Source organism: Neotamlana sedimentorum (assembly GCF_000943565.1).
GTDB classification, from domain to species: Bacteria; Bacteroidota; Bacteroidia; order Flavobacteriales; family Flavobacteriaceae; genus Neotamlana; species Neotamlana sedimentorum.
Genome location: NZ_JTDW01000004.1, coordinates 348,136 through 374,072, shown reverse-complemented (window position 1 = coordinate 374,072; position 25,937 = coordinate 348,136). Strand labels below are relative to the sequence as shown.

Annotated in this window: 20 protein-coding genes; 11 read left to right on the top strand and 9 right to left on the bottom strand. The window is 32.9% G+C overall.

What is annotated here, in order from left to right; genetic code table 11:
- The 3 genes from PW52_RS06525 to PW52_RS06515 form a co-directional block, all read right to left on the bottom strand.
- Positions 1-3,339, bottom strand: coding sequence for a transglutaminase family protein (locus PW52_RS06525; protein WP_044632115.1), 3,339 nt, complete (start codon positions 3,337-3,339; stop codon positions 1-3).
- A gap of 139 nt (positions 3,340-3,478) precedes the next feature.
- A complete protein-coding gene (locus tag PW52_RS06520) occupies positions 3,479-4,483 on the bottom strand; it encodes a sugar kinase (RefSeq protein ID WP_044632114.1) in 1,005 nt (334 codons plus the stop codon).
- A 29-nt stretch (positions 4,484-4,512) separates the two neighbouring features.
- Complete coding sequence (locus PW52_RS06515) at positions 4,513-5,553, bottom strand: GMP reductase (RefSeq protein WP_044632113.1); 1,041 nt, start codon at positions 5,551-5,553, stop codon at positions 4,513-4,515.
- Between the two features lie 223 nt (positions 5,554-5,776).
- On the opposite strand from PW52_RS06515, the gene PW52_RS06510 reads away from it, so the two are divergent.
- Positions 5,777-7,099 carry a response regulator gene (locus PW52_RS06510; RefSeq protein WP_044632112.1) on the top strand — a complete coding sequence of 441 codons (1,323 nt, stop codon included), beginning with the start codon at positions 5,777-5,779 and terminating at the stop codon, positions 7,097-7,099.
- Between the two features lies 1 nt (position 7,100).
- On the opposite strand, the gene PW52_RS06505 is transcribed toward PW52_RS06510, so the two are convergent.
- On the bottom strand, positions 7,101-7,481 hold the full coding sequence (locus PW52_RS06505) for a RidA family protein (RefSeq protein WP_044632111.1): 381 nt from the start codon (positions 7,479-7,481) through the stop codon (positions 7,101-7,103).
- Positions 7,482-7,494: 13 nt separating this feature from the next.
- Entirely contained in the window at positions 7,495-10,257 is a 2,763-nt protein-coding gene (locus tag PW52_RS06500; protein WP_044632110.1) for a putative LPS assembly protein LptD, read from the bottom strand.
- Between the two features lie 187 nt (positions 10,258-10,444).
- Between PW52_RS06500 and PW52_RS06495 the strand changes: the two genes are divergently transcribed.
- The 10 genes from PW52_RS06495 (at position 10,445) to bshA (ending at position 21,734) form a co-directional block, all read left to right on the top strand.
- The gene (locus tag PW52_RS06495; protein ID WP_082050851.1) at positions 10,445-11,560 is read left to right on the top strand and encodes an N-acetylmuramoyl-L-alanine amidase family protein; all 1,116 of its coding nucleotides are present in this window, start codon (positions 10,445-10,447) and stop codon (positions 11,558-11,560) included.
- A 48-nt stretch (positions 11,561-11,608) separates the two neighbouring features.
- On the top strand, positions 11,609-12,541 hold the full coding sequence (locus PW52_RS06490) for an MlaD family protein (RefSeq protein ID WP_044632108.1): 933 nt from the start codon (positions 11,609-11,611) through the stop codon (positions 12,539-12,541).
- Positions 12,542-12,546: 5 nt separating this feature from the next.
- Positions 12,547-13,854, top strand: coding sequence for a (Fe-S)-binding protein (locus tag PW52_RS06485; RefSeq protein ID WP_044632107.1), 1,308 nt, complete (start codon positions 12,547-12,549; stop codon positions 13,852-13,854).
- Between the two features lie 3 nt (positions 13,855-13,857).
- A complete protein-coding gene (locus PW52_RS06480; protein WP_044632106.1) occupies positions 13,858-14,238 on the top strand; it encodes a hypothetical protein in 381 nt (126 codons plus the stop codon).
- A gap of 1 nt (position 14,239) precedes the next feature.
- Entirely contained in the window at positions 14,240-14,878 is a 639-nt protein-coding gene (locus PW52_RS06475; protein ID WP_131453981.1) for a hypothetical protein, read from the top strand.
- A gap of 5 nt (positions 14,879-14,883) precedes the next feature.
- Positions 14,884-15,675: a (Fe-S)-binding protein gene (locus PW52_RS06470; RefSeq protein WP_044632104.1), complete on the top strand. Its 792-nt coding sequence runs from the start codon at positions 14,884-14,886 to the stop codon at positions 15,673-15,675.
- A gap of 46 nt (positions 15,676-15,721) precedes the next feature.
- Positions 15,722-16,207 (top strand): hypothetical protein, encoded by a 486-nt coding sequence (locus PW52_RS06465; protein ID WP_044632103.1) that lies wholly within the window; start codon positions 15,722-15,724, stop codon positions 16,205-16,207.
- Between the two features lie 82 nt (positions 16,208-16,289).
- Positions 16,290-17,507, top strand: a complete 1,218-nt coding sequence (gene serB / locus PW52_RS06460; protein ID WP_044632102.1) for a phosphoserine phosphatase SerB — start codon at positions 16,290-16,292, stop codon at positions 17,505-17,507.
- A gap of 130 nt (positions 17,508-17,637) precedes the next feature.
- On the top strand, positions 17,638-20,562 hold the full coding sequence (locus PW52_RS06455) for a glycoside hydrolase family 3 N-terminal domain-containing protein (RefSeq protein ID WP_044632101.1): 2,925 nt from the start codon (positions 17,638-17,640) through the stop codon (positions 20,560-20,562).
- Positions 20,563-20,597: 35 nt separating this feature from the next.
- A complete protein-coding gene (gene bshA, locus PW52_RS06450; RefSeq protein ID WP_044632100.1) occupies positions 20,598-21,734 on the top strand; it encodes an N-acetyl-alpha-D-glucosaminyl L-malate synthase BshA in 1,137 nt (378 codons plus the stop codon).
- Between the two features lie 4 nt (positions 21,735-21,738).
- On the opposite strand, the gene PW52_RS06445 is transcribed toward bshA, so the two are convergent.
- Genes PW52_RS06445 through PW52_RS06430 form a run of 4 tightly spaced genes read right to left on the bottom strand, consistent with a single transcriptional unit; the run spans position 21,739 to position 25,907 of the window.
- Positions 21,739-22,392 (bottom strand): alpha/beta hydrolase, encoded by a 654-nt coding sequence (locus PW52_RS06445; protein ID WP_044632099.1) that lies wholly within the window; start codon positions 22,390-22,392, stop codon positions 21,739-21,741.
- A gap of 3 nt (positions 22,393-22,395) precedes the next feature.
- Positions 22,396-22,725: a hypothetical protein gene (locus tag PW52_RS06440; protein ID WP_044632098.1), complete on the bottom strand. Its 330-nt coding sequence runs from the start codon at positions 22,723-22,725 to the stop codon at positions 22,396-22,398.
- 6 nt (positions 22,726-22,731) lie between these two features.
- Positions 22,732-23,985: a dihydroorotase gene (locus tag PW52_RS06435; RefSeq protein WP_044632097.1), complete on the bottom strand. Its 1,254-nt coding sequence runs from the start codon at positions 23,983-23,985 to the stop codon at positions 22,732-22,734.
- Positions 23,982-25,907, bottom strand: a complete 1,926-nt coding sequence (locus tag PW52_RS06430) for a BatA domain-containing protein (RefSeq protein ID WP_044632096.1) — start codon at positions 25,905-25,907, stop codon at positions 23,982-23,984. Before PW52_RS06430 ends, PW52_RS06435 begins: the two co-directional genes overlap by 4 nt.
- Positions 25,908-25,937 lie beyond the last annotated feature (30 nt).

The window sequence follows — 25,937 nt, the reverse complement described above, 5'->3', positions numbered from 1 at the left end:
TTATTTTCTTCTTAAATCTAAAGTATTTGGAAATTCCGAATTAAATTCAATTTCTCTTACCTGAAAGTTTTTGTTTAAAGTTGCATTTTTTTGAAACTTTTCAATTTCTTTTTGGTCAACAACATACCTTTTAGGTTTAAAAACTTCACCTTGGGCTTGTCCAATTTCCCAAAAGCGGTTTATTCGCCTAGATTCAGCTTCATAACTATTAACCGGGTACGTGTCGTAAGAGCGGCCTCCTGGGTGTGAAACGAAATAAGTAAAACCGCCTAAAGATTGGTTGTTCCAAGTATCTACAACATCGAAAACAAGAGGTGTATCAACACCAATTGTTGGGTGCAACGCTGAATATGGATTCCAAGCTTTATATCGTATTCCAGAAACATATTCTCCTTTTATCTTGGTTTTTTTCAACGGAATTTTAATACCGTTGCAAGTTACATTATATCTTTCACTTATAAAATTAGAAACCTTTATTTGGACACGTTCTGTGGAAGAGTCTACATAACGCGATGTGCCCCCGCCACTCATTTCTTCGCCAAGTACATGCCAAGGTTCTATTGCTGCACGTAATTCTAAATGAATGTCACCAACTGTTTTTAAGCCAAGCAGGGGGAAACGGAACTCGAAAAATGGATTAAACCATTCTGTTTTAAATTCGTATCCGGCTTGGTTTAATTGTTCCACAATACTATTTATATCATCACGTACAAAATGCTCTATTAAAAATTTATCGTGTAACTCTGTTCCCCAACGTATTAATTTATGCTCATAAGGTTTTTTCCAGAACCAAGCAACAAGTGTGCGTACTAATAAGTTCTGTAATAAACTCATTTGTGCATGTGGTGGCATATCAAAGGCGCGAAGCTCTAAAATACCTAATCGGCCAGATGCCGAATCGGGGGAGTATAATTTATCTATACAAAACTCAGCGCGGTGTGTATTTCCAGTTAAATCTGTTAATAAATGGCGAAATAATCTATCAGTTAACCAAAAAGGAACTTCACCATCTTTTGGAATGTTTTCAAATGCTATTTCTAATTCGTATAAATTTTCTAAACGGCCTTCATCTACACGAGGAGCCTGACTTGTAGGACCAATAAAAGCTCCCGAAAATAAATATGATAATCCAGGATGATGCTGCCAAAAAGTTAACAAACTTCGTAATAAACTTGGTTTACGAAGTAGTGGGCTATCGGCAGGAGAAACACCACCTAAAGTTACGTGATTGCCACCACCAGTTCCAGTGTGTTTACCATCAACCATATATTTTATGGTACCTAAACGTGACTGTTTAGCATTCTCATAAAGCTTCAAGGTAGTATCTGTAAGTTCGCTCCAATTTTTTGAAGGATGAACATTTACCTCAATTACTCCTGGATCGGGCGTAATTTTTAAAGATTCTAGACGATTATCTTTTGGTGCACTATAACCTTCTAAAATAACAGGTATTTTAAGTTCTGCTGCTGTAGCTTCAATGGAGGCTATTAAGTTTAAAAATACTTCCGCTGTTTCTGTTGGTGGTAAAAATAGGTGTAATTTTCCTTCTCTAATTTCTGCGCAGAGCGCAGTACGAATAAAAAATTCGTTATCGTATTGTTTCAATTCGTTTTTTAAAAACTTATCACGACGAATTAATACAGATGAAAAATATTGAGGTAATTCTTTCAGTTTGGAAAACTGATCTGGAATTAAAACAGGGAATTCTTGTTGATTAGGTTTTCTAATTAAAGAATCCAAAGGTAATCTTAAACCTATTGGTGAATTTCCAGGAATTAAAAATAAATGATTTCTTCTAAACGTCCATTTGCAAGTAAACCATTTATCTTTATAATTATTGATAGGAACTACATAACCAACAGGTTTAGAGGTGCCATCTTGTAATAGTTTTTGCAATTTATCCTTTACCAACATGTTACCATTTTCCTTTGTTGGATCGATATCAATGGGCATTTTACCTTCTTCCCACATAAAATAAAAGCTGTCTTCGAAGGTTGGAAGAATAGTGTTTTTAGTAATACCTAAATATGTTGTTAGGGTTTCTAAAAATAACTTATCGGCTCGATCTGGCAACTGAGTATTTTCAGCAAAAACAGAAAAAAGGGCTTTATTGCGGTTACGCCACATAGATTTACCATCTTTTCGCCAGCATAATTCAATGCTCCAACGAGGAATAGGTTCTCCAGGATACCATTTTCCTTGGGCTTGATGGACTATACCGTTATTGCTAAATTCATCATATAATTTATTTGCTAAACTTCTTGCTAATTTTCGTTTGTGAGGACCATCGGCTTCAGTATTCCATTGTTCTGATTCCATATCATCAATAGAAATAAAAGTTGGTTCGCCGCCCATAGTAAGTCTAACATCACCTTTTTCTAATTCTTTATCAACTTTAAAACCTAGTTCATAAATGGCATTCCATTGATCGTCGGTATAAGGTTTTGTAACCCTAGGAGACTCAAAGATACGTTTAACTGAATTGTCGAATTCAAATTCGGTTTCACAGACATCCGTCATTCCTGTAACTGGCGCAGCACTTTCAAAAGAAGGTGTACACGCTAAAGGAATATGACCTTCTCCTGCCAATAAGCCTGATGTAGAATCGAAACCAATCCAGCCAGCCCCAGGAACATACACTTCTGTCCAGGCATGCAAATCTGTAAAATCTTCTTCTGGACCTGAAGGACCATCTAGCGACTTTTCGTCTGATGATAATTGTACTATATAACCAGAAACAAAACGAGCTCCAAAGCCTAAGTGGCGCAAGGCTTGTACAAATAGCCAAGCGTAATCTCTGCAGGAACCGCTTTTTTTTGTTAGGGTTTCTTCACAACTTTGTACTCCTGGGTCTAGCCTAATGTTATATTTTAAGTATTCGTATATCTTTTTATTTAAATCGATTAAAAAATATATAGTTTTACGTGGAGTAGTATCAACTGTTTTTAAAAACTCCTTAAGTAGCTCTCCTTTTTCGGTTACTTCTAAATAAGGGAGTAATTCTTTTTTTGTGGTTTCGGTATATTCAAAAGGATATTCTTCTGCATAGTCTTCAACAAAAAAATCGAAGGGATTAATGGTTTTTAAATCGGCTATTATTTCAACATCTACCGAAAGTTCCTTTGTTTTTTCAGGAAAAGTTAATCGCGCCAAATAATTTCCAAAAGGATCTTGCTGCCAATTAAAAAAATGCTTTTCTGGCTTTATTTTTATAGAGTAAGATTCTATTGGAGTTCTACTATGAGGAGCGGGACGAAGCCTAAAAACATGAGGTGATAAAGAAACCGAACGGTCGTATTTGTAAACAGTTTTATGAGAAATAACAACTTTTAACGCCATGCAAATAAATTTTATTATTAAATTACAAATTAAACAATTTTTACTTCCTGTAAATGCAAAAAAAAATTAAATAAAATTTAAACCCTATTATTATTAATTTGCTATTTATACAAAGATGTTTTTGTAGATATGACAATATTTACCTGTTAAATCTGCCAGAAATATTGCCGTCTAAAATTGCAGAAACTTCTTCAACTGTGGCATGGTTAACATCACCTTCGTAAGTGTGTTTTAAAGCACATGCAGCACTTGCAAATTCCATAGCTTTACAATCATCATATTTCTGTAACCCATAGATTAGTCCTGCAGCAAATGCATCGCCTGTTCCAATTCTATCTATAATATGGGTTATGTCTAGGTCGGTAGTTTCATGAAATTCTTTTCCATTCCACATTCTGGCTCTAATTTTATGCCATGATGCATTAATTGCGGTTCTAATTTTATCGAACACTTTTTCAATATTAGGGAATGTTTCCATCAGTAATTTACTAGCTTCTATAAATTCGTCGTTGGAGTAACCGTAACTTGTTCCTAAAATTTCATTAATCTCATTAATTCCTCCGATGAAAATGGTTGAATAAGAAACGAGATCGGTTAAAACTTCTTGTGGGTTTCCACCGTATTTCCATAGTCCACTTCGGTAAGTTGGGTCTGTTGAAACAGGAATACCTAATTTTTTTGCAATTACTAAACCAGCTTTAAGAGTATCATAAGCACCTTGAGATAATGCTGGTGTAATTCCGGTCCAATGCAACCATTTAGCATTTTTCATAATTTTTGTCCAATCGACCATTTCTGGTTTTATTTCTGAAAAAGAAGAATGAGAACGGTTATAAGAAATAGAGCTAGGACGCATAACTGCACCTACTTCAAGAAAATAAACACCTAATGGCCTTGGAGATCGCACTATGGCCGAAGTACTTACTCCAAATTTTTGAATATATGCTAAAGCTGTATCTCCAACAAAATCGTTGGAAACACAACTAATATGTTTTACTTGTTCTCCAAAATTAGAAATTGAAATACCTACATTAACCTCGGTTCCACCAAAATAAAATTCTAATAAATTAGCCTGTTTAAATTTTTTGTTTCCTTCAGGAGATAAACGCATTAATACCTCTCCAAAAGTGATTATTTTTTTCATGTGTTAGTCGTTTTATACTAAGTTAAAACTTATTTCGAATAAATTGTATTTTCTTGCTCGTTCACTCTAATAAACGTGGTTCGTTTGGTAAGTTCTTTTAGTCTAGAGGCTCCAACATATGTACAGGTGCTTCTAATTCCTCCTAAAATATCTTGTAACGTATTTTCAACAGCTCCTTTATATAGAACTTCTACTGTTTTCCCTTCACTTGCTCTGTAATTAGCAACGCCGCCTACATGTTTGTCCATGGCTGTAGATGAGCTCATACCATAAAACTGTTTATAGGTTTTACCATTACTTTCAATAATTTTCCCACCACTTTCGTCATGTCCGGCAAGCATACCTCCAAGCATTACAAAATCAGCACCGGCTCCAAAAGCTTTAGCTATATCGCCCGGAGTGGTACAGCCACCATCGCTAATTATTTGTCCTCCTAAACCATGAGCGGCATCTGCACATTCAATTATTGCAGAGAGTTGGGGGTAACCAACCCCTGTTTTTACGCGTGTGGTACAAACCGAACCTGGACCAATACCAACTTTTACAATATCTGCACCGCAAAGTAATAGCTCTTCTACCATTTCGCCGGTAACAACATTTCCAGCGATAATTACTTTTTTTGGATAAAGTTCTCTTGTTTGTTTAACAAAATTTGCAAAATGCTCAGAATATCCATTCGCAACATCTATACAAATAAATTTAATATTTGGATTTTGTTGAATAATTTTAGCAAGTTTGTCAGAATCATTTTGTCCTATTCCTGTACTTACAGCAATAAAATTGTTTTTATCCTTGGTTAAGTTTGACGTAAAATTATTCCATTTACTTAAACTATAATGTTTATGAATGGCTGTAAATAGTTTTTTTTCAGACAAAGCAAGGGCCATTTCAAAAGTACCTACCGTATCCATGTTTGCAGCCATAATAGGTATTCCTGTCCACGTTTCAGGACTATGTAAAAACTTAAATTCTCGCTCTAAACTAACTTCCGATCGGCTTTTTAAAGTAGACCTTTTTGGACGAAACATAACGTCTTTAAAGCCGAGTTTTATATCGTATTCTATGCGCATAAAAAATATTGAAAATCTATTTTGAAGATTATGAAATTTGAAAAATCTGCCTAAAAATAATCAATTTAAACCAATACTTTTGATAATTATAAATTTTATAGATAAGTTTGTTTAAATGTGAATATTAATGGGGTTTTCTTCAAAATTTAATAGGAACAGAAGGACTTTATCGTATTTTGTCTTATTTTCTATAATTGTAATTTTTTCAATAGCTTATTGTTATTTGGAGAACATACTTAATGTTGAAACAACTGCTGTAATCCTTTTTGTGCTTGCTGTTACTCAGGTTTTTGTACTTCAGTTTTTTTTAAAAAATCAGCTAAAAAGTAATATTATTACTAAAAGTCAAAAATTAAGAATTCAAGAGTTAAATAAGAATTTAGCTAAATCAGAACAGATATTCGAAGACAAATCAATAAATCTTATAAACATGAGTTATGAGGTTAGAACACCTTTAAATACCATTTTAGGGATGTTGAAAATGTTGTCTGAATCTGATTTAGATGAAGACCAATTATTAAAGGTTGAAATTGCCGAATACTCATCAAAGCATTTGTTGCAATTTTTTAATTTAGTAGTTAGTAATGAGGAAATTAAAAAGAACGAGTTTGAGCTTAATAAAAAAGCGGTAGATTTAAAGAAAGACTTACGTAATCTTTTTAAGGTATTTGAATATCAAGCTTGGGAACATGATTTAGATTTCGAATATGAGTTTTTGTCTGAAGAGAAAAATGATAGATTTTTGGTTATAGCCGATTCGGAACGTATTCAACTTATCTTAATTAATCTTATTAACAATGCTATTAAATTTACCGACTCTGGTAAGATATCTATTATAGTGGATCAAACCATAGAAATTAACGACGACCAAATAGTTAGCTTTTACATAAAAGATACAGGTATTGGTATGAAACCAGAAGAAATAAAATATTTTTTAGGAAATGCAAAAAATAATCAATTTAAAAATGAATTTATAAATGAGTATAGAGGTTGGGGTGTAGGTCTTTCAATTTCCTATCATTTGGTTGAAAATATGGGGGGAGAATTAAAACTAGAAAGCAAAGAGAATGAAGGGTCTACTTTCTATTTTAGTTTACAACTTAAAAAGACACTAAATATAAAAACAGAGGTAGACTCTACTGAAAATATAGGAATTAGCTTGAATAAAATTAAAGTTCTGGTTGCTGAGGATAACCGAATGAATCAAAAAGTTATTCAATTTTTATTAGAAAAACATGGGGCACAATGTACTTTTGCTAAAAACGGATTAGAAGCAATCGATTTATACAAGGTTTTAAATTTCGATATTATTTTTATGGATATTTACATGCCGGATATGGATGGTTACGAAGCAACTAAGCAAATTAAAGCAACTAAAAAATATATTAATAATAATACACCAATAATTGCGGTTTCGGCAAGTGCGTTTGATGAGGATATTATTAAAGCAAAAGAAGCTGGAATTAATGAGTTTTTAGCAAAACCAATTGATGTAGAAAAGCTTAAAAGTTTACTTCGTGAGTATTCGGGAGAAGGTGTAGTGTAAATTACATAGCTGCAATCATACTTATTTCAACATTTACATTTTTAGGTAATTTAGCAACTTCTACCGTTTCACGAGCTGGTGCAGTTTCTTCATCAAAATAACTTCCATAAACTTCATTTATATCACTAAAATTATTCATATCACTAATAAAAATAGTAGATTTAACTACATGATTGAATGCTAAATTAGCAGCTTCTAAAATGGCTTTTAAATTTTCCATTACTTGTTTAGTTTCCGTTTTTATATCGTTTAAAACTAAATCGCCCGTGGTTGGGTTAAATGCAATTTGACCTGAAATATATAATGTGTTATTTGCTAAAACAGCTTGGTTATATGGCCCTATAGGAGCAGGTGCATTGGTTGTAGTAATTATTTTTTTCATAATTCGATATAGATTATAATGATCGGTCGGGTTGACGACGTTTTTCGTATTTTAAATCGGATAGTAAACTAGATTTAATTCCGATAAAAAAGTTCCAAGAGGCATTCGAACTAAATGGAATCCAGCTAAAATTCATTCGCCAACTCATAAGTTCACGTTCAAAACGTAGTTGTGTATAGGTAAAACCTGCATTTTTTAAATCGTAACCAGAAGATGCTCCAATCGACCAATTTTCGGTAAGTTCAACATCGCCAGAAAACATTAATGAATGCGACGATATTTCGTTCTGTCTGGCAGAATTCGAGTAATTTACCGCATAAGCGAGTCTTAAATTCCAAGGGATTTTAAAATTATAGAATTCTTTGGGAACATCATCCTCTTTTTGCTTTTTTTCTTGAATTTGGTCGTTTGCAAAATCTTGTGGTACTCCAAATAAATCGTCATCACGACCGCCGCTTTGTAAATTTTCATTTATACCCCGCTGCTTATCGTCATCATTTTTTTTGTCTCCCGATTTACTTGATATAGACCAACTTGCAGTTAAATTAGCACTTGTAAGTCTAAATAAACTTCCACCATTATCAATATTAAATTTATTGATTTTGCTGTTGTTATTATCAAGTGCATACGGGTCTAAAGTTGCCCCAAAATTTAAACTCATTTTGTTGTTAAAAAATTGTGTACCTCCACTCATTCTAATAGGGCTCCATTGCAGGGAGTCTCCAGCAAAATTGTAAGCTGTAGAAAAGTTTAAATTATTAAGTAACTTTATGGTTTTGGGTTCGGTTGCGGTGCTATCTTTATCTCTAACTTTAGCTTCAAAATTGTTGGCTAAAGAAATACCCATGGAGCTTGAAAAATTTTTATTTGGTGTTCCAAAAATGCTTTGTTCAAATCTTGTATATTCTACATCACTCGTTGTTAAACCATCTGCACTAACCACTTCGTAAGAGTCATAATATTGATCGAAAGCTGGATTGATATTATAACTTATAGAAGGTCTCATAACATGCCTTATCTTTTGAATTTTTGGGTTTTTACCTTTCTTTTCAAAGTTAAACATACCATAAACAGTAGTTCCTAAACTGGTACTAAAATTGTAAGTTCTAAAGGCATCAAAACCGTTAATCGTGTCGGTAATTACTTCTCGATTTACCTCGTCAAATTGTTTTTTAACAGTTTTAAAAGTCCAAACCTCATTGTAGCTTGTACTAGCACTCATGCTAAAATATTTAAACAATTTAAAGTTTGTGCTTAAAGGAATAGAATGTTGGAAACCTAATTTTGCTTCTTCAAACATTTCTTTTTTAAAGAATAATGAATCTGTAGTTGTAATTTGGTTTTCTCCTCGAATATTATATTGTAAGTTTAAATTTTGAATTAACCCTTTTTTAGAGCCTTCTTTTGGTGCTAATGGGTATATTCTACCCACACTTGCTTGTAGAGTTGGTAGAGTCATATTAATAACTTCAGTATTGGAGTTCTGAGAATGTGTTGCAGCTAAACTATAGCTAACTTCAGGCTCCCCAGAAAATGTTTTAGAATAAGAGATAGAAGATGATAATGTATTATTTAAATAAGATCCTGCATTTACTTGGTTAATTGAGTTTTGATAATAACGACTACTACCTAAGTTTACAGATGCCGAAAAACGGGAACTCGGACTTGCTTTTGAGTCTTGACTATGCGACCAACGAATGTTATAAATTAAATTTCGAGAATAATCTGAAAAACCACGTTCGCTATTAATTAAATTCTCGTATCGTAAGGCAAAGTTTCCTCTGTATTTATAGCGTTTATTATATGCATTTTCAATACGTAAACCGTAACTGCCGTTGGTGTAATAATCTCCCATTACAGCCAAATCTACATAATCGTTTATGGCAAAATAGTAACCTCCATTTTGTAAAAAGAATCCACGTGTATTATTTTCTCCAAATGTTGGGAAAATAACACCAGAAGTGTGCTTTTCGCTTTGTGGAAAAAATCCAAATGGTAATCCTAAAGGTGTAGGAACGTCGTAAATAAATAAATTGGCTAAGCCTGTTACTATTTTTTTTCCAGGTACAATTTTTGCTTTTCTAAGTTTTATATAATATTCTGGATCATCTAGATTTTCCGAAGTAGTATATTTAGCATTTTTTAAAAAGTAAACCGAATCGTTTTCTTTTTTGGTAATGTTGGCAATAACAGTTCCTTCGCCTTGAGCGGTTTTAGAATTGTAAATTAATGCTTTTTTAGATTTTGTATTAAATAAAATGGAATCTGGTTCTACTTCATTATTCGATTGTTTAAAAACAGGTTTTTGTGTGTATGCTCCTGTGGAATCTACAATACCTTTGGCGTAAACCGTACTGTTTACATGATCGATAATTATCATACCGGCTTTAATATTCATATCGCCATAATCAATCGAAGCATTATTGTATAAATAGAGTTTGTGGTCTTTTTGGCTAAATCTAGTATAATCATCGGCATGGTAAACCACCTTATGTTCTAGTAATTCTTTTTTGGGTTTAACCGAGTCAGTTATCGTAGAATCTTGTTCAATTTCTAAATCCGTAAGCTCTAAAGTAGTAAGCGAATCGGTTTCTTTCAATACAACATCTTTTTCTGTTCGCTTAATACTGGCTTTCTTTTTCGGGATGTCTTGAGCATAGCTTAACATGTTAATAAACATTGTAAAACTTAGTGCAAAAAGTATTTTAATGTTGTTTGTACGCAACGCTTTTAAATGTATTTTTGTAAAAGTATGGCTCGGTTTTTGAATTGCCAAAATTACATATATTTTTCTGGGATTGATTTATTATTTAATTAAAAATTTTAATTAATAAAATACCCTGTTTTTATTGAGTGCAAATATTAGCTTTAATTCGTATTCTTTCAAAAAAAATATAAATTTTAAAATTGAAATAAACCGTGTTATAAATAAATATTCATGGAATTAAATAAAAAAAAACAAAATTCATCTTTTAAAAACGCCACGAGTATACCTTTTCGTATGCTTTATAATAGTATTAACATTTTCTTCATTTACAGCACAAAGTAAAACCAATCAAAAAAAAGAATTTGTTGTGGTTCTTGATGCAGGTCATGGCGGTAAGGATTCTGGGAATACCGGAAGCGGTTATAAAGAAAAGGATATTGCTTTAAAAGTGGTTTTACAAGTAGGTAAGGTATTAGAGAAAAACCCAAACATTAAAGTAATATACACAAGAAAAACCGATAAGTTTGTAGACCTTTTTGTACGTGGTAAAATTGCAAATAAGGCGAATGCAGATTTGTTTGTGTCGGTGCATTGTAATGCACACAAGCCAGGGTCGACTGCTCATGGTACCGAAACTTTTGTTTTAGGAACACATAGAAATGAAACCAATTTTAATGTCGCTAAAAATGAGAACTCTGTTATATTCATGGAGGACGATTACGAAAAAAACTATGACGGTTTCGATCCTAATTCTCCAGAATCGGTAATGAGTATTCTTTTAAGTCAGGAAGAGTATTTAGATCAAAGTATTATGTTGGCAAGCGCTATTCAAAAAAAGTTTACTAATGATTTGAAGCGTAAAAACAGAGGTGTAAAGCAAGCTGGATTTATTGTATTGCATCAAACGGTGATGCCTAGTGTTTTAGTAGAGTTAGGATTTTTAACATACAGACAAGAAGGTGCTTATTTAAATTCTTCAAGAGGGCAATTACAAATTTCTTCAGCTATAACGGATGCTATTTTAGATTATAAAAAGAAGTTAGACGGTAATGTTGGGACTATATATGAAAACAATTCTAATACATCCGAGGGTATATCAAGTAATAACGACGTGGTTTTTAAAATTCAAATAGCAGCAAGTTCAAAAGCACTCGAAACAAAACCGTATAATTTTAATGGGTTAGATAATATTTCGCGATTAAAAGATGGAAATCTATATAAATATTTTTACGGTTATACAACTAATTATGAGCAAACTAAAATCTTAGAAGAAGAAGCCAAGAAAAAAGGTTATGGGTCTTGCTTCGTTGTTGCTTTTAAAGATGGTAAGAAAATAGAAATTATGGAGGCTATAAAATCGAAGGCCAATTAGTAATGTTTGTTTTTAAATTTGTCTTAAATTTGTTTAAAAACTATTATTTTGAAGATATCAAAAGAAATCAAAACAGGCATTTTAGTTGTATTAGGAATACTCCTTTTTATTTTTGGGTTTAAATATTTAAAAGGACAAAATCTACTAGAGTCTAATAATACTTATTACACAGAGTTTAATTATAATGCTTTAACACCATCGTCGGTAGTTACTGTAAAAGGAAATCCCGTAGGTAAGGTTACTGAAATAAAATATGATTATGCAACGGGTAAAACCAGAGTAGCTTTTTTGGTAAACGAGCAATTAAAATTTTCTAAAAACAGTAAAATTCGTATGTACGAAACAGGACTAATGGGCGGTAATGGTTTAGCAATTATTATTAGTAAAGATGGCGAATTGGCAAAACCTGGAGACGTACTTGAGTCTGAAGTTGAAGTAGGATTGGTTTCCAGTTTATCAAAAAACTTTTCAGGTTTAAGTAGCGATTTAGATCTAACACTAAAATCTGCCGATACGCTTATGTCTAGCTTAAACAGGTTGGTTAAGGATGATAGCAATCAAGGTTTAAAAGCAACAATTTATGAGCTTAATCAAACATTAAAATCGTTTAAAGGGACTTCAAATTCTGTAAATAGTTTAATAGGAAAAAATGATGCATCAATTGAAGAATTATTGGTGAATTTCAAAACTATGAGTGCCGATTTATCTGTAGTTGTTTCCGAATTAAAAGAAGCGAATTTAGGCAATATAATAGCTACTTTAAACAGCACTTTAACAAATTTAAATGGTGTATTAGATAAAGTAAATAAAGGCGACGGAACACTAGGTAAATTAGTAGAAGATGAAGCTTTGTATAATAATTTAGAAGGAGCAACTAAGGAGTTAGAAGCGCTTCTACAAGATATAAAACTTCACCCTAAACGCTATTTTAGGATTTTATCTAAAAAAGAAATACCTTACGAAGAACCACAAACTAACTAAACTTGATGAAATTTATTCCCAATATTCTCTTTGTAATTGCACTAATTGCGGGTATAGGTTTTTTTGCAAAAAATGTAAAAAAACTTATCCGTAATATAAAATTAGGTCAAGATGCCGATGTTAGCGGTAATAAGTCGCAACGTTGGAAAAATATGGCTATGATTGCGCTTGGACAAAGCAAAATGGTACGTAGGCCAGTTGCCGGTATTCTACATATAATTGTTTATCTAGGTTTTATAATTATAAATTTAGAAGTGTTAGAAATTATAATTGATGGTGTATTTGGCACCCATCGTGTTTTTTCGTCACTAGGAAGTGTTTACGGCTTTTTAATTGGTAGCTTCGAAGTTTTGGCTGTATTGGTTATCATATCAATTTTAGCTTTTTGGGTACGCCGAAACATTATAAAATTAAAGCGTTTCTGGAAAAGCGAAATGAAAGGTTGGCCAAAAAACGATGGAAATTATATTTTATATTTCGAACTTGTTTTAATGACCTTGTTTTTGGTTATGAATGCAACCGATGTACATTTTCAAGCCATGAATGCTGGTAACGTAATCAGTCAATTTATTACGCCTATATTTTCAGGTTTATCAGAAGGAGTACTTCATATAATCGAGCGCAGTGCTTGGTGGTTACATATTCTAGGTATTTTAGTGTTTTTAAACTATTTGTATTACTCAAAACACTTACATATTCTGTTGGCGTTTCCAAATACATTTTATGCAAAATTAACACCTAAAGGACAATTTAATAATCTTGAAGCGGTTACAAAAGAAGTAAAAATGATGATGGATCCTAACGTCGATCCATTTGCAGCTCCAGCCGAAGATGAAGCCGATGATGTACCTGCAAAATTTGGTGCTTCAGATGTTGCCGATTTAAATTGGGTACAACTTCTTAATGCTTATACATGTACAGAATGTGGAAGATGTACCAGCGAATGTCCTGCAAATTTAACAGGTAAAAAACTTTCGCCTCGTAAAATAATGATGGATACGCGCGATCGCTTAGAAGAAGTTGGTAAAAATATCGATGCGAATAAAGGCGAATTTAAAGATGATGGTAAACAACTTTTAGACAATTATATTACACGCGAAGAGCTTTGGGCTTGTACTACTTGTAATGCTTGTGTCGAGGCTTGTCCGGTAAGTATTAATCCGTTGTCAATAATTTTAGATATGCGTCGTTATTTAGTTATGGAACAAAGTGCAGCACCAACCGAGTTAAACAATATGATGACTAATATTGAAAATAACGGTGCGCCATGGCCTTATAACCAAATGGACAGATTAAACTGGAAAGACGAATAATGTATGAAAACCCAACTTACCATAGCGTTAATTTTGTTATTGGCTTTTAGTTCAATACAAGCGCAGGTAGGTTATCAACGCGATTCGCTTCAAATTAAAGCATATGCAACCATAGATTATGTGGACGGCAATGCGACATCCATTAAAGTAAAACATGTGTTTTGCGATTATTGTTCAGAATATCAAAAAGAAAAAATATCAGAAGAAGCTAAACGACAAACTTTTCTAATTCGTAATGCTAAGGGAGTTCGAATGTTAAATGGCTTGTATCGACACGCCGTTTATATAAGAGTTTCTAAAGAAGACTTTGCCAATTTAAAAGAAGAAGAAGAGAAAAATGAAAACCAAGATGAATCCAATGAAAACGCATCAAATAAATATTAAAATGAAGTATTTTAAACTATTGTTTTTAACGTTAGTATTTTGTTTTAGTTGTCAAGGTTTTGCACAGAGCAATACTTCCGACGTTACAGAAATAAAAACTATAGCGAATGCTATGTTAAACGATGTAGCAACAAAAAATTACGATGCGCTTATCGATAAAATGCATCCAAAGGTTTTTAGCATTGTGCCTAAAGAATCTTTAAAAGAAATTTTTAAAAGTACTTTTGAAGGTAATGGAGCTGTGTCCATAGATATGCCAGAGGAAAAACCAGACTTTAAAGTATCTGAGGTGTTTAATATACAAGACACCTTAAAATACGCCTTTATTTCATATGATATGAAAATGAAAATGAGTTTTAAAGACCAAGAGTTTGATGAAGCTTCGCAAGACATGATGAAAAATATCATGAAGTCTAAAGGCATGGAAGTAAATTTTATTTCTAACAATACGCTTGATGTTTTTGCTAATAATAGTATGACAATAGCATTAAAAGATAAAGAAAGTAATAATGAATGGACGGTTTTAAATTACGATGCCGATTCGCCGTTGGTGTATCAAATTTTACCTTCGGAATTGTTAGAAAAAGCAAAAGAATACAAGCAAAATTTAATGCTTGAGAGTACAAAGAAATCAGAATAAATACCATGAGCGAAACATTAAAAGTACCAACAATTGCCGATTTAATGGCTGCAGGAAAAACGCCCGAAATACTTTTTTGGGTTGGTTCTGCTGGTAGTTACGACGATAGAGCTAAAAAAATAACACGTGCTTTTGTTAAAATTTTAAATAAAGCCAATGTAGATTTTGCCGTTTTAGGAACGGAAGAAAGCAGTACCGGCGATGCTGCTAAGCGTGCCGGAAACGAGTTTTTGTTTCAAATGCAAGCCGTAACTAATATTGAGGTTTTAAATGCCTACAAAGTAAAAAAAATAGTAACTGCCGATCCACATTCTTACAATACTTTTAAAAATGAATATCCAGAATTAGGTGGTAATTACGAGGTTTTACACCACACGCAATTTATTAAGCAATTGTTCGATGAAGGTCGTATAAAACCTGCAACAACAACTTATAAAGGCACACGCGTAACATTTCACGATCCTTGTTATTTAGGACGTGCAAATGGTGTTTACGAAGTACCTCGCGATTTACTAAAGTTAGCAGGAATAGAGCTTGTAGAAATGAAACGCCACAAGCGCACATCCTTATGTTGTGGAGCAGGTGGGGCGCAAATGTTTAAAGAACCAGAAAAAGGAGATAAAGATGTAAATGTACTTCGTACCGAAGATGCGCTTAAAACGAATCCTGAAATTATTGCTACAGGTTGTCCGTATTGTAATACGATGATGACCGATGGAATTAAATTTAAAGAAAAAGAAAGTGAAATTGCTGTTTTAGATATTGCTGAAATTATAGCAAATTCACAAGATTTATAACATGTGATGTAAAGCATCGTCTAAACATCTCACATTAATAAAAAAAATGCTAGTAGATTTTAATACATTACCAGAAACTTCAAGAGTTTGGATATACCAAGCGAATCGTTCTTTTTCGGAGGATGAGCTTCAAGAAATACAGGAGAAATTAAATGTTTTTATTGAAAGCTGGACGGCTCATGGAAGCGATTTACAAGCTGCTTACACAATAAAATATAAGCGTTTTATAATTATAGGGTTAAACCAAGACCTTAACAAAGCTACAGGTTGCTCCATTGATGCGTCGGTACGTTTTATTCAAGATTTAGAACAAACCTATAAGGTCGATTTAATGGATAAAATGAACGTGTCTTACAAACAAGGTGAGTTTGTAGCTTATAAGTCGCTAACCGATTTTAAAAAAATGGCGAAAGACAAAGCTATTTCAAAAAAGACAATTGTCTTTAATAATCTGGTAACCAATGTGGCCGAGTTAAGCGAAAACTGGGAAGTGCCAGCAAGCGAAAGTTGGCATAGTCGTTTTATTAAATAATTTAAAAGTAATTTACCTTAAAAAACTTTTATAATTCAATTAGAATAGGCATTTTTACAGCTTATTATAGTTTTAATAGATTATGGCTAACGATATTTTTTTACTAAATATTTCAGGACAAGATAAACCAGGTTTAACAGCAGAATTAACAAGTGTTTTAGCAACTTATGATGGTAAAATACTTGATATTGGTCAGGCAAATATACATGATACCTTATCTTTAGGTTTAATGTTCGAAATTGAATCTGGCGAAAAATCTTCAGCTGTACAAAAAGATTTATTATTTAAAGCTTACGAGTTAGGAATTACAGCTAAATTTACTCCAATTTCGCTAGCCGATTATGAAGATTGGGTTAGTTTACAAGGTAAAGATCGTTACATTGTAACAATTTTAGGAGAAAAGTTGGCTGCAAACCAAATTGCCGAAGTCACTAAAGTCATTTCAGAAAAAAACTTAAACATTGATGCGATTAAGCGTTTAACAGGCCGATTATCGTTGGTGAAACAAGACGAATATCCAAGAGCGTCAATTGAGTTATCGATTCGTGGACGTTTGGAAAAGAAATCAGATTTAACCGAAAAATTCATGCAAATTTCACGAGATTTAGATGTGGATATTGCATTTCAAGAAGATAATATTTACCGTCGTAACCGCCGCTTGGTGTGTTTCGATATGGATTCTACACTTATTCAAACCGAAGTTATTGATGAGTTAGCAGAACTTGCAGGCGTAGGCGAAAAAGTAAAAGCAATTACTGAAGCTGCCATGCAAGGCGAAATAGATTTTAACGAGAGTTTTAAACGCCGCATGAAACTTCTAGAAGGTTTAAGCGAAGAAGTTTTACAAGGTGTTGCCCAAAGACTTCCTATAACAAAAGGAGCTCGTAGATTAATCGATACGTTAAAAAGCTATGGTTTTAAAACAGCTATTTTATCTGGTGGTTTTACCTATTTTGGACATTATTTACAAAAGGAATTAGGCATCGATTATGTATATGCCAACCAATTAGAAATTAAAGATGGTGCTTTAACCGGTAACTATTTGGGCGATATTGTTAATGGCGCTAAAAAAGCCGAATATTTAAAAGAAATCGCCGATAAAGAAGGTATTCATATTAACCAAACCATTGCAGTTGGAGATGGTGCTAACGACTTGCAAATGCTTAATCTTGCAGGGTTAGGTATTGCTTTTCATGCTAAACCAAAGGTGAAAGATAATGCGCAAAGCTCAATTTCTAGTATTGGACTCGATGGTGTGTTATATTTATTAGGATATCACGATAGGCATATCGATTTGTAATTATAAAAGGTTAATTATTTCTTTATAAATCTATCTTAAAGTCTTTTAAACTTCTTTTTAAAAGTATTATTTTGGCACGATTATTTATGTGATAATGCTATTACATCATAATTATTAATTAATACTTTTTATGCGTTATTTAGTTTCCAGTATACTATTTTTTCTAATTTCTTTTTGTGCTTTTAGCCAGTCAATAAATCCGTTATTGGCCAAAGATGTCGAAGCTCAAAAAAAATGGGTCGATAGTGTGTACAATGGCATGACTTTACAAGAAAAAGTTGGGCAATTGTATATGGTTCAAGTAATGTCTAGCCAAAATGCAACCAAGCAACGAGAAATAATCGATATTATAAATAAACACCATATTGGAGGTATTATTTATTCGCTTGGTGGACCAGTAAGACAAGCCAAATTGAATAACGAATTACAAGCATTGTCTAAAATTCCATTATTAATAGGAATGGATGCCGAATGGGGTTTAAGCATGCGCTTAGATTCTACTTATGCTTTTCCTTGGAATATGACGCTTGGAGCTATTAAAAATAAAGCCTTAATAGAACAAACAGGAAAACATATAGGCGAACATTGTAAACGATTAGGTGTGCATTTTAATTTCGCTCCAGATGTCGATATTAACACCAATCCCGATAATCCTATTATTGGAAACCGATCGTTTGGCGAAGATCGCGATAATGTTACCGAAAAAGCTTCAGCATTTATGAAAGGCATGCAAGATGCAGGGGTTTTAGGAAATGCAAAACATTTTCCAGGACATGGCGATACCAATCAAGATTCTCATAAAACCTTGCCATCAATCAGTTTTACCGAAAAACGCATCGATTCCATAGAGCTTTATCCTTACAAAAAATTAATAAACAACGGACTTGCAAGCGTTATGGTGGCACATTTAAACGTACCGAGTTTAGATGCTTCTGGAGTGCCTTCATCTCTATCTAAACCTATTGTAACTGGTATTTTAAAAGAAAAATTAGGTTTTCAAGGGTTAATTTTTACCGATGCTTTAACCATGAAAGGTGCTGCAAATTTTGACGAAGTTGGCGCTATAGATTTGGCTGCTTTTAAAGCTGGAAATGATGTGATGTTAATGTCGGAAGATGTAGAAAAAGGCGTGTCTAAAATTGTTGAAGCTTATAATAAAGGTGATATAACCGAAGAACGTTTAGCCTATTCTGTTAAAAAGATTTTACAAGCGAAATACAAAGTTGGGTTGCATAATTACGAACCAGTTGGGTTGTATAATTTAACAAAGGATTTAAATAGATTAAGCGACGACATGTTGTATGAGGAGCTTATGGAAAATGCCATAACTCTGGTTCAAAATCGATTAAATGTGGTTCCTATTCAAAATTTAGAGCAACAAAAATTAGCTTATGTTGGTTTAGGTGACGCAAGTGGCGAAGTCTTTTTTAATGCTTTAAAACGCTACACTAAAATTCATAAAATTGAAGCAGATACGCCTAATAATTTTGAAGATTTAACTTCTAAATTACAAGCTTATAATACGGTAATTATTGGTTTGCATCGATCTAACGATTCGCCTTGGAAACCCTATAAATTTACTAACGATCAAATAACTTGGATAGAATCTATAGCTAAAACACATAAAGTAATTTTAGATTTATTTGTGAAACCATATGCGCTCATGGATTTAAAAAACATCGATGACATAGAAAGCATTTTGGTGAGTTACCAAAATAGTGACATAGCGCAAGAAACATCGGCCGAAATTATTTTTGGAGCCCTTGGAGCAAAAGGAAATCTGCCAGTTTCTGCTGGAGATCAGTTTGTAGTTGGCGAAGGACTACCAACGGTTGCAGTAAAACGATTAGGCTATAGTTTCCCTGAACGCGTTGGGATGAATTCTGAAAAATTAAATCGTATAGATTCTGTTGCCAAAGTAGCGGTAGATTCTATGATGACACCAGGTATTCAATTGCTTGTTGCTCGCGAAGGAAAAGTTATTTACAACAAAAATTTTGGTAAGCATACTTATAAAGGTGATGAAAAAGTTGATTACGATGATATTTACGATTTAGCGTCGTTAACAAAAATTTTGTCCACATTACCACTTTTAATGGAACTCGAAGAACAAGGAGTCATTAATTTAGATACGAAATTGTCTACCATTTTACCAGAATACAAATCGTCGAACAAAACCAATGTTACAATAAAAACAATGTTGTCGCATTATGCACGATTACGTCCTTGGGAACCGTTTTATTATAAAACTTTAGATTCGGTTACAAGGCGACCAAGTGAAAAATATTATAGAAATAAGCGTAGTGAGGCTTTTAATGTTGAAGTTGCTAAGAATTTGTATTTACGAACTGATTATCAGGATTCTTTACCCGAAATTATTAAAGATTCTGAGTTGTTAAGTAGGTTGAGATATAGGTATAGCGATTTCCCATATTATATTTTAAAGAAATTTATTGAGCAACATTACGACCAATCGTTAGAAGATTTGATTCAAACACATTTTTACAAGCCTTTAGGAGCAAATTATACCATGTATAACCCTTATAAGCGAATAAGTGGAAAGAAAATTATCCCTACCGAAATAGACGATTATTATCGTTACCAAGAGGTTCGCGGATATGTTCACGATATGGGAGCGGCAATGCAAAATGGTGTTGGAGGTCATGCAGGCGTGTTTAGTAACGCTAACGATGTAGCGAAAATTATGCAAATGTATTTACAAAAAGGCTTTTATGGAGGTAAGCAATATTTAAAACCTTCAACGGTCGATAAATTTAATACCTGCTATTTTTGTGATAATTATAACCGACGCGGTATTGGGTTCGATAAACCACAATTGGGAGAATCAGGGCCAACATGTGGTTGTGTTAGTATGTCTAGTTTTGGGCATTCTGGATTTACAGGAACATATACTTGGGCAGATCCGGAAGAAGAATTAGTGTACGTGTTTTTAGCAAATAGAACGTATCCAACTTCGGCTGGAAAAAATTTATTATTACGAGAAAATATTAGAACCGAAATTCAACGTTTAATTTACGAAGCTATAGAAGATTAAAAACTAAGCTGTTTTTAGTATATAAAATTTAGAAGATGAAAATAGGAATAGTGTGCTACCCAACATTTGGCGGTAGTGGTGTTGTGGCAACAGAGTTAGGATTAGAACTTTCTAAACGTGGCCATGAAGTACATTTTATAACATATAATCAACCTGTAAGGTTAGAATTAATTAGTAATAATGTGCATTATCATGAGGTAAATGTTCCAGAATATCCATTATTTCATTATCAACCATACGAGTTGGCTTTATCGAGTAAATTGGTAGATATGGTAAAACTTTATAAAATTGATATACTTCATGTTCATTATGCAATTCCGCATGCTTATGCTGCTTATATGGCGAAAAAAATGCTTCGCGAAGAAGGTATTTTTGTTCCTATTGTAACTACGCTTCATGGTACTGATATTACGTTGGTAGGAAATCATCCATTTTATAAACCAGCAGTTACTTTTAGCATTAACAAATCTGATGCCGTTACGGCTGTTTCAGAAAGTTTAAAAAACGACACGCTAAGGTTATTCGACATAAAACGACACATTAGCGTAGTGCCTAATTTTATCGATTTAGAAAAATATGGTGATCATTTTACAGATTGCCAGCGTAGTATGATGGCAAAACCAGAAGAACGCATTATTACACACATCAGTAATTTACGTCCGGTAAAACGTGTACAAGATGTTATTTCGGTTTTTTATAACATTCAAAAGGAAATACCTGCAAAATTAATGTTAGTTGGCGAAGGGCCAGAACGCGAAAAGGTTGAACAGCGTTGTAACGAATTGGGAATTTATGATAAAGTAGCATTTCTAGGAAAAAGTAATGAAATCGATAAGATTTTATGTTATAGTGATTTATTCCTGTTGCCATCGGAAGCAGAAAGTTTTGGTCTAGCGGCTTTAGAAGCTATGAGTTCTAGTGTGCCTGTAATTTCTAGTAATGCTGGCGGAATTTCTGAAGTAAACAAACAAGGAGTAACTGGTTTTTTAAGTGATGTTGGCGATGTTGATGATATGACAAAAAATGCGCTTTACATTTTAAAAGATGAAAAACGCCTAGAAACTTTTAAAGCAAACGCTAGAGCTGAAGCTATAAAGTTCGATTTACATGCTATTGTACCGCAATACGAAGCTATTTACGAAGACACTTTAACGAAGTGTTTGGTTTTATAAGTAATTAAATCCTAGATTTTAACCATTCTTTAAACTCAAAAAAGTTTTGTGGCGCAACGCCATGTCCAACAGGAAATTCGTTGTATTTATGTTTTATTTTTAAATACGTTAAAAACGGTGGTGTTTGTTGTGCCCAAGTAACAGGAATAACTTGATCTACGCTACCATGAGAGGTGTAAACATCTAAATTACTATAATCTTTAGTTTCTATATCTTCAGGTAAAATATCTTTGTTTATATAACCACTTAAACCAATAACGTTTTTTACTTTTTCAGGATAAGTTAAAGCTACAGCGAAACTTAAAATACAGCCTTGGCTAAAACCTAAAAGTGTGACGTTGTTTTTATTAACAGGATATGTTTCAACCGCTTTATCAATAAAATTGGCAATTAAGTCACGCGATTGTATGGCTTGTTGGTTATCGCTCCATTTTCCTTTTTCAGCATCAAAATTTATAGCATACCAAGCATTACCATAAGGTTGCATTGGGTAAGGTGCTCGTACCGAAATAATAAACAATTCTTCTGGCAATTCTGTTGCAAAAGAGAACAAATCGTTTTCATCGCTTCCGTAACCATGAAACATGATTAATAAAGGCGCGTTTTCTTTTAAACTTGATGGTCTTGTAATGTGATAAAGTGGGAGAGATGTATTCATGTTTTATTTTCCAATGTTAGCAAACCAATCTTGAAATAGTTTGCCTAAATAAGGTATTAATTTTGTTTCGCCTTTACTAGCAATAATTAAGCTGTAAATCCAGCAGGCAAAAGTTATATACCAGCAGACCGTTCCTAACCAGCTATTCACATATTTTTCGGTAATGTTGGAGAAAATTAGCATTAAAATTAAGCCTAGCATTTGTCGGCAATGAAACGCTATAAACGGATTCTTTTTATCTATATTTTTAAAAATAGAATAAATAAGCCCAATAAAGGTTAAATAAGCAACAATACCTAGTGTTTTGCCTTCTTGAATATCTTGATTTGTCAATTAATTTTAATTTAAGTGTGATTGATTATTAGCGATAATACCGTATACTTTTCCTTTTAAAGTTTCGTTTTCAAAAATGGCATTTTTCGAGGTGGAAACAATATTACTTTTGGTAAAACGGTACTTTTCGTCAGGATTAAATAGGGTTAAATTTGCCTGTTCACCAATGGCAATAGGCATACTTTTTAAGCCAAAACGCATGGTGTTTTTAGTAAGCAGTTCTATCGTTTTTTTAAGTGTAAAAATACATTGTAAGGTGCCAAAAGTACTTTCTAAACCAATGGTCCCGTATGCGGCGTGGTCAAATTCTATTTTCTTTTGTTCAATATCTATAGGGGTGTGGTCGCTTGTAACAAAATCGACTGTGCCATCTTTTACGCCTTCAATTAAAGCATCAATATCGCTTTGAATACGTAACGGTGGCATCACTTTATAATTAGTGTCAAAATCTGTTAAAACATCATCTGTAAAATATAAATTATGTATGGCTACACTACATGTAACATCTAATTTTTTCTGTTTTGCTTCACGAATTAAGGCTACTGATTTTGCCGTAGAAATTGTTGGAATGTGTAATTTCCCTCCTGTATATTCTAATAAAAATAAATCGCGAGCCACTTGTAATTCTTCTGCTAAAGCGGGAATACCTTTTAAGCCTAATTTTGTACTTGTTATATGCTCGTTCATAACCCCTAAACCAGCAATTTTACGCTCAAACGGAAAAGAACAAACCAGTCCGCCAAAATTACTAGCATATTGTAGTGCAATTTTAACTAGATTCGGGTTTTTAATTGGTTTTTTATAATCGTAAAAGGCTATGGCTCCTGCCGAATGCATATCGTAAAGTTCGGCTAAATCCTCGCCGTCACTTTTTACGGTAAGTGCTCCAATTGGCAATAAATTTACAATGTTGTTGGCAGACTTAGCATTTATAAAAGTGATATCGGCATTAGAATCGATTACCGGATTTGAATTTGCATTTAAAGCAATACTTGTAAACCCAGATGATGCCGCAGTTTTTAATCCGTTTGCAATAGTTTCGCGTTCTTCGTAACCAGGTTCTCCAAAACTAACGCTGCTATCGAACCAACCGCGCGATACATGAAGGTTTTTTAAAGAAATTTCTTTATAATTCTTCGGGTTTTCAATAGATGAATTAATTTGGGTAATCATACCATTTTCAATTAAAATATCTTGAGTGGTGTTATGGAAATCACTCTTAGAATCTAATATTGTAGCAGATTTTACAAGTATGTTCATTTAAAGTATTTTAATATGAGCATTTCAATTAGTAATAATACTAGGGCAAAAATAATAAACCATTTCCATAGCGCATTAACATTTGTGTTACTTTTTATGGTATCAAAAATGCTGTTAATTGAATTGCTGTAATTTATATGTTTTAGGGTTGGTAAATTACTGTAAACCAAATCACTTTCAATACGGTTGTAATTAAAACTTAAATGGTCTATGGTTTCCGTTTTTCGGTTAATACTATATATCCCAGAAATTTCAGGCTTTTCGTTAGTTGTTACCACAACTTTATTGTTAAAATACTGTTGTTTTGGTATTATGTTAATGTCTTTATTAACTAAAGTAAGCACTTCGTCCTGTTGTAATTTTGTGTCAACATCAATGGTGTTTTCTGTACCAATTTGGTAGTAAAGTTTAGGTATTTTAAAACTTTGTTTCGCAATGTTATAAAGCGTTGGTACAATAAGTGGCGAATTCTTAAAGTTTGAATTTTTACTATTGAAGGCCGAAGCAAATACAAAAGTGTTTTGGCGCTGACCAAGAAACAAACTCTTATCTTCAAACTGTAAAACAGGAGCTATTCCAGCTGAAGCTATTTTGTAAAAGGTATTTACTTTTGGGTATTGAAAGTTGTTTACTTGTTTTTCGAAAACACCATTATTAAAAAGTGGATGCCCGTAATTTATAGTTGTTATGCGTTTTTCGGAAGTAATGAAATTTGAAAAATTAAATTGAAAGGCATTTAAAAAAGGATTGTATGCATCAATATTTGTGTTGGTTGATGGAATTACTATTAAAGCACCGCCTTGATTGGTAAATTGCTTTAAAGTCGTGGTTAAAGAAACAGGTATACTATTCAACTCATTTAAAACAATTAAATTCTGTTCAGTAATACTGTTGTAATTTAGTTGGTTTTCGGGTGTAGATGAATAATTAAATTCATCTTTTGTAAAAATGCGTTTTAAGAAACTGTCTGTTGCTCCATTAATTGTTAATACATTAATTTTTTTAGTATTGTTGATGTTAAAAAACAAGGTATTATCAAAATCTAAATTCGAATCATCAATTTCTATTTTACCATTAATAATTTGGTTTGCAGGAAGCGAAAAGGTAGTTTCGGCTTCTTTGTTAATTGACACCGATGTTTTGGCAATGAGTTTATCTCCATTAAACAAAGAAATCGGTAAGTTTTCAACCGAAATACCACTATTTTTTAAAAGTACTTTTAGCTCGATTATATTTGCTGTGGTTTTACTAATATAAGCACTATCAATGGCAATGTTATTGCTGTTTACAGGTTCTAGTTTTACTAAATGTAATTGTGTAAGTGTATCGTTTTCGGCTTCAAGATTTAAGTTGCTTTTCTGAAAATCGCTAATCATCAGAAAGTTTTTAAGTGTATTTTTTTTATTAGAAAAATTCGATTTTCCTTTTAATAAAATGGCATTAAGATTTGTAGGGTTTGCTGAATAATTTAGCTGTAACAAATCGTTTTTTATGGCCTTAATTGTCGTGTTTTTATAGCTCGTATTGTTTGTAAAAATAGAAATGTTTTCGTCTTCTGGAATATTTGTAATTAAGTCTTGAATAGCACGCTTAAACAATTCTCCTTTAGGGCCTTTGGCCTGCATGCTAAAGGAATTGTCGATATAAATTACGGTTTCTTTTTCGGCTTTAAAACTATTGGTTTTAGCAATAAATGGTTGTGCAAAAGCCAGTACTAATGCGGCTAAAAGCAATAACCTAGTTAAAAGCAATAGCCATTTTTTTAATTGTTTGTTTTTTCGAGTTTGTTGTGTAGCTTCTTTTAAAAAGGCCACATTGGTAAACGCTACTTTTTGAAACTTTCGAAGCTGAAAAAGATGAACAATAATAGGGATGAGCAGAAGAAAAAGAGCGTAAAGAATTTCGGGGTGTTTAAACTGCATTCCTATTTATTGTTTGTCAAATATAGAAAA

Coding starts and splice junctions, on each gene's coding strand:
- PW52_RS06525 (WP_044632115.1), bottom strand. CDS start 3,339: ATGGCGTTAAAAGTTGTTATTTCTCATAAAACTGTTTACAAATACGAC.
- PW52_RS06520 (WP_044632114.1), bottom strand. CDS start 4,483: ATGAAAAAAATAATCACTTTTGGAGAGGTATTAATGCGTTTATCTCCT.
- PW52_RS06515 (WP_044632113.1), bottom strand. CDS start 5,553: ATGCGCATAGAATACGATATAAAACTCGGCTTTAAAGACGTTATGTTT.
- PW52_RS06505 (WP_044632111.1), bottom strand. CDS start 7,481: ATGAAAAAAATAATTACTACAACCAATGCACCTGCTCCTATAGGGCCA.
- PW52_RS06485 (WP_044632107.1), top strand. CDS start 12,547: ATGAAATTTATTCCCAATATTCTCTTTGTAATTGCACTAATTGCGGGT.
- PW52_RS06480 (WP_044632106.1), top strand. CDS start 13,858: ATGAAAACCCAACTTACCATAGCGTTAATTTTGTTATTGGCTTTTAGT.
- PW52_RS06475 (WP_131453981.1), top strand. CDS start 14,240: ATGAAGTATTTTAAACTATTGTTTTTAACGTTAGTATTTTGTTTTAGT.
- PW52_RS06470 (WP_044632104.1), top strand. CDS start 14,884: ATGAGCGAAACATTAAAAGTACCAACAATTGCCGATTTAATGGCTGCA.
- PW52_RS06465 (WP_044632103.1), top strand. CDS start 15,722: ATGCTAGTAGATTTTAATACATTACCAGAAACTTCAAGAGTTTGGATA.
- serB (WP_044632102.1), top strand. CDS start 16,290: ATGGCTAACGATATTTTTTTACTAAATATTTCAGGACAAGATAAACCA.
- PW52_RS06455 (WP_044632101.1), top strand. CDS start 17,638: ATGCGTTATTTAGTTTCCAGTATACTATTTTTTCTAATTTCTTTTTGT.
- bshA (WP_044632100.1), top strand. CDS start 20,598: ATGAAAATAGGAATAGTGTGCTACCCAACATTTGGCGGTAGTGGTGTT.
- PW52_RS06445 (WP_044632099.1), bottom strand. CDS start 22,392: ATGAATACATCTCTCCCACTTTATCACATTACAAGACCATCAAGTTTA.
- PW52_RS06435 (WP_044632097.1), bottom strand. CDS start 23,985: ATGAACATACTTGTAAAATCTGCTACAATATTAGATTCTAAGAGTGAT.
- PW52_RS06430 (WP_044632096.1), bottom strand. CDS start 25,907: ATGCAGTTTAAACACCCCGAAATTCTTTACGCTCTTTTTCTTCTGCTC.